Here is a 10,909-nt window from a genome sequence, read left to right on the forward strand (position 1 = left end):
ACTCGATCCGGGGTACCGCGACTTCAACGCCTATCAGTGCGTAGCTGAAGCAGGCGCCGCTCAGGCGTTCGCGCAGACCCAGCCCTCGGGCATGGTGCCCGTCTTCAGAAAGTCTTCGAGCTCCGCGCTCGCCTCCTCGCGCAGCATGGCGTCGGCCTGCGTGTAGATGACGGGCTCCTCTTTGGAGTTGTGCGCGTCGAGCAGGCTGAGCAGGTCTTTGCAGAGCGCCGCCACGGCATCCCGATCGGCTCCGTCGGTCAACGCCGTGTCGATGCCGTTCATCGCGTTCCAGAGGGCGCCATGCTCACGCAGCATCACGAAGATGGGCATCATCATGCCAGCCTCGCGCATCGGCGGGAAGAGGAACTCCTCCTCGAGATAGATGTGACGGCGCAGGCCGGCCATGGCCTCGACGAGCCGCTCGACCGGCGGATGCCCCGGGTCGCCCTCGAGGTATGCCTCGATTCCGCCATCGATCGCGCGGTGCTCGTGCTCCAGCGCGTCGCCCAGGGTGCCCATGCCGGTCATGACCGTGAATATACCGGATATTCCTGCGTTAAAACATGGCAACGCGTCAGCGCACGACGCTGCGGAAGCCGCGCAGCCGCAGGCTGTTGCCCACGACGAACACGCTCGACAGCGCCATCGCCGCACCCGCGAGCATCGGGTTCAGCAACCCGAGCGCGGCGATCGGAATCGCCGCCACGTTGTAGGCGAACGCCCAGAACAGGTTCGACTTGATCGTGCCGAGGGTCTTGCGCGACAACCTGATGGCATCCACCGCGCCTCGCAGGTCACCGCGCACGAGCGTGATGTCGGATGCCTCGATCGCCACATCCGCGCCGGTCCCCATCGCGATCCCGAGGTCCGCCTGCGCCAGTGCGGCCGCGTCGTTGACGCCGTCGCCGACCATCGCCACGACCCTGCCTTCGCGCTGAAGGCGAGTGACGGCATCCACCTTCTCGCTCGGCAGCACCTCGGCGATCACCTCGTCGATGCCGACGTGCGACGCGATGTGCTGCGCCGCGGCGCGGTTGTCGCCCGTGAGCAGCACGGGCGTCAGACCCAGGCCCTTCAGCCGGGCGACGGCCTCGGCACTCATCGGCTTCACCGTGTCGGCGACGACGAGGATGCCCCGCGCCGCGCCGTCCCAGCCGACCGTCACCACGGTCTGCCCCGCGTTCTCGGCCCGTGCCTTGGCGGAAACGAGCGCCGGGCTCAGCCGCTGCGGCCAGTCGGCGAGCAGCGACTCGCGTCCCACGACGACGGCGTGGCCGTCGACGACGCCGTGAACGCCCCTGCCCTCCACATTCGTGAAGTTCTCCGGGACCGGTAGCCCGTCGCGCCACTGCTCGGTCGCCGCCTTCGCGACGGCCTGCGCGATCGGGTGCTCCGAGGCGTCTTCGAGCGCGCCGGCCAGCCGGAGCAGCTCATCACGGTCGGTGCCGGGCTCGGGAATGACGTCGACGAGCGACATGCGGCCCTGCGTGACGGTGCCGGTCTTGTCGAGCAGCACGGTGTCGACGGAGCGTGTGGACTCCAGGATCTCCGGCCCCTTGATCAGGACGCCCAACTGCGCGCCGCGGCCCGTTCCCACGAGGAGCGCGGTGGGGGTGGCCAACCCGAGCGCGCACGGGCAGGCCACGACCAGTACGGCCACGGCTGCCGTGAACGCAGCAGCCGCAGGGAATCCGGCGATCAGCCACCCCGCCAGCGCGACGATGGCGATCCCGATCACGATCGGCACGAACACGCCGGAGACACGATCGGCGAGGCGCTGCACTTCCGCCTTGCCGGTCTGCGCCGCTTCGACGAGCCTGGCCATCTGCGCCAGCTGGGTGTCGGCGCCGACCCGGGTGGCGCGCACCACGAGGCGTCCGCCCGCATTGACGGTGGCACCGGTGACCGCGTCGCCCGAGGCGACCTCGACCGGGACTGACTCGCCGGTCAGCAGCGAGGCATCCACCGCAGATGTTCCCGAGACGACCACGCCGTCGGTCGCGATCTTTTCGCCGGGGCGCACGACGAATTCGTCGCCGACGCGAAGCTGCTCGACCGGAATTTCGACCTCGCGTCCGCCGCGCAGCACCGACACGTCCTTGGCACCCAGCTCCAGCAGGGCACGGAGGGCGGCGCCGGCCTGCCTCTTGGAACGCTTCTCGAAGTAGCGTCCGGCCAGGATGAACGTGGTCACACCAGCTGCGACCTCGAGGTAGATGTTCGACGAGCCGTCACTGGGGGCGAGGGTGAACTCGAACGCGTGCCGCATGCCTGGCATGCCCGCCGTGCCGAGGAACAACGCGTACAGCGACCAGAGGAATGCCGCCGTGACGCCCATCGAGATGAGCGTGTCCATCGTCGCGGCTCCGTGCCGTAGGTTGATCCAGGCCGCCCTGTGGAACGGCCACGCGCCCCAGACCGCGACAGGCGCGGCCAATGTCAACGACGCCCACTGCCAGTAGGTGAACTGCAGCACCGGAATCATCGCCAGTGCCACCACCGGCACGGTGAGCGCGATCGACACGAGGAGCCGCGTGCGCAGCGCCGTCAGTTCCGGATCCACATCCTCGTTCCCGGATGCCTTCGGTTCCGCCTCCGGCGCGGGCATCGTCGCCGTGTACCCCGCCTTCTCGACCTCGGCGATGAGCGCTGCCGGGTCGTAGCCCGCCGGCACGCTCGCCGTCGCCTTCTCTGTGGCGAAGTTCACCGTCGCAGCGACGCCGTCGAGCCTGTTCAGCTTCTTCTCGATGCGGGTCGCGCACGAGGCGCAGGTCATGCCGCCGATCTCCAGCTCGACGCGGGGGCCGGCACCCGCCGGTACCACGGCGCTCATCAGACGCGCACCGCCGAGTAGCCGGCCTCCTCCACGGCGGCCAGCACGGCGGCATCCTCGAGCGGCTCGATCGCGGTGACGACCAGGCGGCCGGATTCCGCGCTCACCTGGATGTCTTCCACACCCTCGAGAAGACCGACCTCCTCGCGCACCGCCGTCTCGCAGTGCCCGCAGCTCATCCCCGTCACCTGAAACTCCGCCGTCGCCATGATCGTCCTCCTTCAGCGCACACTACGCGCGTCGTCACCCGATGGAACAACTGTACCCCCTGGGGGTATTCCCAGGCGCCTCGCGGACGGCACAGGCGCTTCCGCCGCGTCGCCCGTTCGCCACCCTCACGGCCCCTTCACCGCAGACTTGAGCATTTCTTGAGGTTTTTCGGCGCAAGGGGTGTCGATTCGGCTGGAATGATCGTTCTTGCCGCGACATCCGCGGTATCCTCAACCCCCCAAAATGGTGCCTTCACCCGAAGAAGGCGCCAACGCTCGACGGACGAGAGTCCGCCCGTGTGGTTCAGTGCTGGGCCCGTCGCCGCTCTTCAGAGCGCGATCTGGACGGGCCCAGCACTCCTGCTTCGGATCGAGTGAGGCGTCCCGCCATCGGCGGTGCCCCACCGAGCAGCGAGGCGTCCCGCCGGTGGCGCTTGCCCGGCGCCCTCAGCCGCTGATGTCGCGCGTGTCCGTGACCGCCGTCGCCACAGTGCGGTCGCCTTGTGTGAACGCCACTTCGGCTCCCGTTCCCGAGAAGTCTGCTTCGACCGTGGTGGCCACGCGGAACTCGCCGAACGCGGGGAACTCGATTGTGAGGAATCGCGGAGGTGTTCCGTGCTCGTCCTCGTGGATGCGCGCGACCGCGTGCAGCAGGAGCATGCCCGGAAGATGGTCGACCGCGTGGTCGAAGAAGAACGGATCGGACTCGTTCACGCCCAGGCGAGCGACGAGCCGATCGCCATCGCGTTCCACCACCTCGACCAGTTCGGTGAGCGAGGTACGGATCTCGTCGTCCAGCGGGACCGCGTTGCGGCGAAGCACGCGGTAGTCGCGGTCGGTGAGGATCCGCGCATCGACGTGGCCCGAGGCGACACCGGGCAGCACATAGTCGACGCTGAGAACGTGCGGAGCGCCTTTGCGGTACCCGATCTCGGCGAAAGTCACTTCGAGCCTGCCCACGAATGCACCGAAGCGGGGAAAGTGCAGCGGATCGCTCTCGCGCACCACAGTCATCCTCGAGACGATGAAGTGCACGGACTGTCCCATGCCGAGACCGGCGACGCAGATCGCCAGCCCCGCCTGCCGGAACGCTTCCGCGAGCAGGGTGACCGGAATGACATCCGGAACCGGATGGCACAGCCAGTGGCTGCGCGGAATCTCGACATCGGCGAACCAGGTCTGTCCCTCTCCGTCGTGAGACGCCGGTTCGATCGCCCACACGAGCGACTCCGACCTGGTGGAACGGTGAGCGGCACTACCGTCGATGAGAGCCACGTGAGGCACCCTTGTCTCCTTCTGCTCGTCTCATGGGGAGCACATCGCGCCGGAGGGCGATCCGCGCGTCCCCGGCCGCTTCGGGTGCGGCCGGGCGAGATGGTCTGACTGCAGCCGAGGCGTCGCGCTCGCACGGGTGCTCCAGGCATCCGGTCGTTCGCTTCATCTCGTCTTCACCCGCGCATCACGGGTTGAGGGGAAGAGTCGGGAGCGGAGTCGCTTCTGCGCGCATCGGCAGCCGCACGGTGAAGGTCGAACCCTGGCCGGGCTCGCTGTCGACCGACACCGTGCCGCCGTGGGCGACCACGATGGTCTGTACGATGGTCAGCCCGATGCCGACACCCTGGATGGCGGCTTCGCGGGCGTCCCTGGCGCGGAAGAACCTGTCGAAGAGCCGCGATTGATCGGCCTTGCTGATTCCGAATCCGTTGTCGGCCACCGTGATCACGACGTGCTCGTCGTCGTGCTGGAGCCCGACCCTGATCACGCCGCCTTCTCGCGTGTACTTCGTGGCGTTCGAGATCAGGTTGTCGACGACCTGCCTGATGCGGCCGGCATCCAGATGCGCGAGCACGGCGGCGCCCGGCAGCTCCAGCTCGAGCTTCTGGTGCGACGCTTCGAGCGTCGGACGGAAGGTCGACACGCACTGCGTCAGCAACGCCGAGAGATCGACGGGCTCGATGCGCAGTGAGAGCTCGCGCGTGCTCGTGCTCAGCAGGTCGCGGATCAACGCGAGCATCTGTTCGGTGCTGCGCTGGATGGTGCGGAACTCCTTGCCGAAGCCGAACTCGTCGACGTCGTAGCTGTCGTCGATGAGATCGAGATAGCCGACGATCGAGGTGAGCGGAGTGCGCAGCTCGTGCGACACGGTCGCGAGATATTCCTCGCGGATCTCGATCGCGTTCGCGAGATCCGTCACGTCGTAGGTGACGATCGCGGATCCCAGTCGTTCGCCGTCCGGCTTGCTGATGGTGTGCGCCTCGGTGACGACGGCCCGCTGTTCGCCCTGCGGATCGCCCATCCAGTAGATGAGCCCCCGTTGGTCGCCCTCGAGCGTCTCGGAGACGATGTTCTTGCCTTCCTTCACGCGCGTGTGGCGATCGGATCCGTAGACATGCCTGCTGAGGCCGGTCTTCTGATCGAACGCGGCGAGCCCGAGCAGCCGCTCCACCATGCGGTTGTGCAGCTGCGGGCGATTGTCGTTGTCGAAGAACATGACGCCCACGTTGACGGCGTCGGCGATCGAGCGGACCACCACACCCAGGTCGTCTCTCTCGTTGACCAGACGCTGGAGCTCTGCGGATGTCTTCTGAAGCTGTTCCTCGGATGCCCGTTGCCGGTCGCGCAGCCAGAGTTCAGACACCGCGCGACCGATCTGCGTGGCGACGTACGACACGAGGTCGCGCTCGTACTCGGTTCGCCGGCCGGGCTCGGTTCCGTCCGCGACGATGAGGGCTCCGCGTGCGCCACTGACGAGGTTGACGGGCGCGAGCATCGCGTGACGCACGCCGACGCCGAACAAGCCGTCGATCGCCACGCGGTCCTGCAGTTCGACGACCGACTGGAACGGACGGGCGAGCGGGGTCGGCGAGGGGCCGGGACTCTTCGCCACTGCGTCGCAGACCCGGCTGAACAGCTCCGGGTCATCGAGCGAGTGCGCCGCCGACGTCGTCCACATCAGCGTCCCGTCGTCGCCCGCGCCGTCCGGGTCGACCGGGATGACCACAGCGACGTCGCGTGTCGAGAGCATGTCCCGCACTCCTTGCGCGGCCGTCGCGACGAGTTCCTCGAGGGTGTCCGCGCTGTGGACCTCCCAGGTGAGCCGCATCGTCTCGTCGCGCAGTTGATCTGCGTGCCCGAGGCGAGCCCGACGTCGTGCCGCCCGTTCGTGCAGCACGCGGACTCGCGGAGCCAACTCGCGGTGCACATCGTCCAGCAGCACGAAGTCCCGATCCGCCGCCTCCACCATGGACTCGGTGTGCAGTTCTTCGATGCTTCCGACGATCAGGAGCACCGGCCGACGGGTGTGCGCGGGCGGCTCACTCTCGACCGTCGCGATCTGCGGCCCGATACCGGCGGCATCCAATGCGGCCCTCGCCGCCTCGCCGAACGCCTCGTCCACCGCCACGACGACGCTGAGGGGATGCACGATTTCGGCGTTGTCTGGTTCTGGCATCGCGGGCTCCTCTCTCATCGTCACGCTAATTGATCATGGCGTGGCCCTTCCGCTTGCGCAGCCGCAGAGAGTCCTGCGGCGCATGTCCTGAGGAACTCTTGAGCATGCGCCGCGGACAATCCGCTGACTCGAGTCGCAGACTGGAGTGGTCGCCGCGCAGCGGAAGGCATGTGATGGGGCGCCGTCAACCCGAATGACGGCGCCCCCTCTCCGTAAAGACCGAGACGCACCTCAACCCGAATGTGTGGTCTCTCGGCACACAACGTCGCAATGACGACGGTGCGGAGATCTCTAGGATATCCGTCTTGTGCTGACAATCGCCACTGAATCAACCGAAGAAAACGGAAGATCTGTACCGAGTCCGGGGGTGTACAACTCTGTCTGCCGCGGCGCTGTTGCGAAAGCCGAGCTGAGGAGAGCGCCGCTCACCCGCCACTTCTGCAATCCGGCCTATCCTCGGTCGCGGCGGGCCGCCAGCCGGTAGCCCACTCCGCGCACCGTCTCGATGAGGTACGGAGACGTGGCGTTGTCTGCGAGCTTCTTGCGCAAGTTGCCGATGTGAACCTCGACGCCGCGGCGATCGGCGTCGCCGACGTACGGGTTGAGAACATACCCGTCGCCTCGTAGGAGGCGCGCCAGTTCATCCTTGCTGCGCACCGATCGCCCCGACGTGAGCAGGGCCTGCAGCAGCTCGAACTCGCTGCGCGTCAGGTCGAGTTCGTCCCCATCGCGTTCCACGATGTGCGTGTCGGAATTGAGGACCACACCGTTGTGTCGCAGCACTCCGCTTCCGGTCGACGGGCGCTCGGCCGGCGGCGCCTCGTCCGCCGTGCCTTCGAACGACACCTCGATGGAACCGGTGACGGGACGCTCCACGACGCGCGGCCGGCGAAGCATCGCCTCGGCCCGAGCCCTCAACTCCCGGGAACGGAACGGCTTGAGAACGTAATCGTCGGCGCCGGCACCGAGCCCCTGAAGGGCATCGATCTCCTCATCGCGCGCCGTCAGCATGATGATGTAGGCATTGCTGATCGCGCGGATGCGCTTCGCCGTCTCGAATCCATCGATGCCGGGCATCGTGACGTCCACGGTCACGAGCACCGGATGCCGCGCCTCCACCTGGGCGACACCGTCGAGTCCGTTCGAGACGGCGATAACCTCGAGACCGAGCTGGGACAGTACCGCACCGATGAGCTCGCGAATGCCGTCGTCATCCTCGATGACGACGACACAGTCACCCTCCACCGCTCGCATATTCGAAAAGCGTAGCAATGAGGCCGCCGCGACCACGCTCGTTCGCGACGCGCCAGATGCGGCGAGGAACAGGCATCCGCTGCCGCGTACGTCGTCGCCGGCGCGTCACCGTCGGGCCCGAGCACCCCGGGACGGCCTAAGCTGAGGAAACGATGACACAGGCACGCGCGCTCGCCCGGCGAGAAGAGATCGTGCACGCCGCGGCTTCGGAGTTCGACGAGGTGGGCTACGCCGCCGCGTCGTTGTCGAGCATCGCGGGGCGCTTGGGCAGGACGAAGGGTGCCCTCGGCTACCACTTCTCGTCCAAATCCTCCCTGGCTCTGGAGGTGGTGAGCCTCCAGTACGGGCAATGGGAAGCCATCGCTGATCGGATCCGCGCAGACGGATACTCGGGGTTAGACGCCATCGTCATGCTGTCGTTCGTCGTCGCGGGACGGTTCCGCGACGACGTCCTGGTGCGCGCCGGCATCCGCCTCCAGCACGACGCGGGGCTCAACGACGTCGACCTGCCCGTGCCGTTCGTCGGCTGGATCGCGCTGGTCCGCACGCTTCTGACGGAGTCCGCACCGGACGTGCCGCTCCCCCACGGCGTCGATGCGGAGTCCGCGGCCGAGGTTCTGGTCGAGGCGTTCACCGGCTTGCAGCAGGTGGCTCATCGGCTCACGCGGGCCAGCGATATCGACGAACGGGTCGACCGCTACTGGCTCATGTTCCTTCCGGCGTTCGGCGTGAGCGATCCTCGGGATATGGTGCGTACGCTCCGTCGGTCGTCCACGACATACTGAGTAATACTCGCCCCCAAAACAGGGATTTCCCTCCCGCAAGACGTCCGTCTAGATTACTCTCGAGGGTTGGGGCGCGTGCGCCTCGATGTGGACCCGGCTCGGCACGAGACCCGGGACGAGAAGAAGGAATCGATCGCGTGGAGAGTCTGCGGATGCGGCCGGGATTCGTACCGGTGCGAGCGCGCCGGACGTCCGATGGCATCCGCGGTGACGAACGCGCGACCGCACCCGGCACGTGGTGAGCCGCGCGCCCGGCCGATATGCCGTTGTCATCGAAGACGACGAGGGCATCCGATCTTTGATCTGCGCGATACTCGACCGCGCAGGTCTCGACGTGATCGCGACGGCGAACGGGCTCGACGGGCTCGCCGCGGTGCAGCGCTGCGATCCGGTCGTCATCACCGTCGACATCCGGATGCCCGGAATGGACGGCATCGAGACCACTCGGCGCCTCCGCGCCGTCAGCGACGCCCTGATCGTGGTGCTGAGTGCCAGCGGAGCGGAACGCGATGTCACCGCGAGCATCGAGTCTGGCGCCGACGTCTTCATGGTGAAGCCGTTCCGACCCCGCGACCTGCGACGGCACGTCGAGGCACGGCTTCGATCTCTGTCCGACGGCTGAACGCGCGCGCGCTCTCCGTCGCGCCGTTCGCCCGGACGGCGGAGGTCGTCGCGGTGGGGACACGCGGAAAGGCGGCCTGCGCGCTCAGGCCTCGGTGAGCGGACGCACGAGCTCTTCGAGCGACTCGAACCGGCCGTCGTCCGCGATCTTCGCGAAGAGGAAGACCTCTTGGGCCGCGACGGATCCGTCGCGCATCGTCGCGGTGAGCACGTGCCGCTCGGCATAGGCGGACCCGCTCGTCAGCTCGTCGACGACCCGGATCTCCGCGCGGTCGACGAGCAGCCGCAACTGATCCAGCTGGGCGGCGAAGGCCGAGCGGTCGATCCAGTCGCCATTGGTGCTCTGGCGGAAGCCGTCCGTGAAATGCCGGGAGAGCCCGTCCTCGACGCTGAGGTCGCGCTCATTGAGAAGATCGTGCAGGGCAGCGGCGATGGATGCCATTGACGAATCCTTACGATGCAGTAGTGGGTCGTTCAGAAGTGGAGCGATCCTCACGGTAGCGCGTTCGCGGGTCCTCGCGGCGAAATGGGTCCCACCTCGCCCACGTAGTGATTCGGTGGCGTTCGAGGCGTGGATGACGGCAGCACGCTTTCGTGGCCGTCACGTCGCTTCACGCCCGAGGCGCGAGCGGAGTCTCGACGGGCATGACCGGCCAGTCGCGTGCGGTCGCGAGGGCGAGCATCCGTTCGTCCGATCCGACGACGACGGGATGGGCAACGCGTTCGAGCAGCGCGAGATCGCTGGGATGATCGCCGTAGGCCCAGCTGTCGAGGCCGGCGCCGAGACCGGCCAGGTACGCATCGACGGCGTGAGACTTGTCATCGTCGATCATCGCGGCGCTGATCTCTCCCGTGTAGACGCCGTCGACGACCTCGAGCTCCGTGCAGTAGATGCTCTCGACCCGGAGCGCCGCACCGATCGGCTGCAGCGGCGGACCGAACGATCCGGAGACGAGGACGACGTGGGCACCGGCATCCTGGTGCTTGCGCAGCCGCTCCAGCACGTTGGGCCGGTAGAAGCCGGGCTGCTCGGATGCCTGTGCGAACCAGTCGCGTCCGGCGGTGAGCACGTCGGCCTCCCGCTGACCCGCCCAGATGCGGAAGTACCGGCGGTTGAACTCCGCGCGGCTGAGGTGCAGGACCTGCTGCCGCAGCTCCCCCAGATGCTGGAGCGAGACCATCGACGGCACGCGCTTCAGGTAGTAGAGAAGGAACGACTCGAGCGTGCGCACGGAGACCAGCGTCTCGTCCACGTCGAAGAACGCCACGCCGGCGGGTGTCGCCATTCTGCTTGTGCTCCTTGTGGATTCGGGTGCGGCCGCCCGCTGGGCGCGGCCGCAGGGGCGCGGCCGGATTGACGGTAGCACGCGGAGGGATTGGTGGGGTCGTTCACGACGAAAACCCCCGCGGTCCCTGGTGAATACCGGAATCGCGGGGGTTTTCGGCTGGCGGTACCGGTGGTGTCCTGGTTCAGGACATCGGAATGGGTGTCTCGCGTCATCGGAATGGGTGTCTCGCGTCATTGGAATACCGTGTCTGCGGAGATGGGAGTAGCTGGGCGACTGACGCTGGGGCATGACCAAGCAGCGTCTCGTGATTAGTGCCGTTCTGTCCGGTATTTCGCAGTCGGAGGCCGCCCGTCGTTACGGGGTATCGCAGAGTTGGGTGTCCAAACTGGTGGCCCGATATCGGCTCGAGGGTGAGAGCGCGTTTCAGCCGCATTCCCGACGTCCCGTCACCTCACCGAACGCTACCT

General features: G+C 67.4%; 11 protein-coding genes. 3 read left to right on the forward strand and 8 right to left on the reverse strand.

From position 1 onward, the window contains the following. Positions 1-60 precede the first annotated feature (60 nt). The 6 genes from H623_RS0111405 to H623_RS0111430 form a co-directional block, all read right to left on the reverse strand. A complete protein-coding gene (locus H623_RS0111405; protein WP_022901069.1) occupies positions 61-528 on the reverse strand; it encodes a hemerythrin domain-containing protein in 468 nt (155 codons plus the stop codon). Positions 529-574: 46 nt separating this feature from the next. Beyond that, complete coding sequence (locus H623_RS0111410) at positions 575-2,833, reverse strand: heavy metal translocating P-type ATPase (RefSeq protein ID WP_022901070.1); 2,259 nt, start codon at positions 2,831-2,833, stop codon at positions 575-577. After that, positions 2,833-3,042 carry a heavy-metal-associated domain-containing protein gene (locus H623_RS0111415; protein WP_022901071.1) on the reverse strand — a complete coding sequence of 70 codons (210 nt, stop codon included), beginning with the start codon at positions 3,040-3,042 and terminating at the stop codon, positions 2,833-2,835. The genes H623_RS0111410 and H623_RS0111415 overlap by 1 nt, the downstream gene beginning before the upstream one ends. A gap of 447 nt (positions 3,043-3,489) precedes the next feature. Then, positions 3,490-4,317 carry an AfsA-related hotdog domain-containing protein gene (locus H623_RS0111420; protein WP_022901072.1) on the reverse strand — a complete coding sequence of 276 codons (828 nt, stop codon included), beginning with the start codon at positions 4,315-4,317 and terminating at the stop codon, positions 3,490-3,492. A gap of 184 nt (positions 4,318-4,501) precedes the next feature. Further along, positions 4,502-6,493 carry a sensor histidine kinase gene (locus tag H623_RS21110; protein ID WP_022901073.1) on the reverse strand — a complete coding sequence of 664 codons (1,992 nt, stop codon included), beginning with the start codon at positions 6,491-6,493 and terminating at the stop codon, positions 4,502-4,504. 450 nt (positions 6,494-6,943) lie between these two features. Beyond that, the gene (locus tag H623_RS0111430; protein WP_022901074.1) at positions 6,944-7,747 is read right to left on the reverse strand and encodes a response regulator transcription factor; all 804 of its coding nucleotides are present in this window, start codon (positions 7,745-7,747) and stop codon (positions 6,944-6,946) included. 152 nt (positions 7,748-7,899) lie between these two features. Here H623_RS0111430 and H623_RS19425 point away from each other — a divergent pair, with 152 nt between their 5' ends. Together H623_RS19425 and H623_RS19430 are read left to right on the forward strand one after the other, a co-directional pair. Further along, the gene (locus H623_RS19425) at positions 7,900-8,532 is read left to right on the forward strand and encodes a ScbR family autoregulator-binding transcription factor (RefSeq protein ID WP_022901075.1); all 633 of its coding nucleotides are present in this window, start codon (positions 7,900-7,902) and stop codon (positions 8,530-8,532) included. Positions 8,533-8,770: 238 nt separating this feature from the next. Next, positions 8,771-9,154 carry a response regulator transcription factor gene (locus H623_RS19430; protein ID WP_169514916.1) on the forward strand — a complete coding sequence of 128 codons (384 nt, stop codon included), beginning with the start codon at positions 8,771-8,773 and terminating at the stop codon, positions 9,152-9,154. A gap of 84 nt (positions 9,155-9,238) precedes the next feature. On the opposite strand, the gene H623_RS0111450 is transcribed toward H623_RS19430, so the two are convergent. Both H623_RS0111450 and H623_RS19435 read right to left on the reverse strand, forming a co-directional pair. After that, on the reverse strand, positions 9,239-9,595 hold the full coding sequence (locus H623_RS0111450) for a hypothetical protein (RefSeq protein WP_022901078.1): 357 nt from the start codon (positions 9,593-9,595) through the stop codon (positions 9,239-9,241). 169 nt (positions 9,596-9,764) lie between these two features. Then, positions 9,765-10,439 (reverse strand): HAD family hydrolase, encoded by a 675-nt coding sequence (locus tag H623_RS19435; protein ID WP_051143197.1) that lies wholly within the window; start codon positions 10,437-10,439, stop codon positions 9,765-9,767. A gap of 289 nt (positions 10,440-10,728) precedes the next feature. Here H623_RS19435 and H623_RS21470 point away from each other — a divergent pair. After that, on the forward strand, positions 10,729-10,909 hold a 181-nt coding region (locus tag H623_RS21470), incomplete at its 3' end, for a helix-turn-helix domain-containing protein (protein WP_245558980.1).

The organism is Humibacter albus DSM 18994, from assembly GCF_000421825.1.
GTDB classification, from domain to species: Bacteria; Actinomycetota; Actinomycetes; order Actinomycetales; family Microbacteriaceae; genus Humibacter; species Humibacter albus.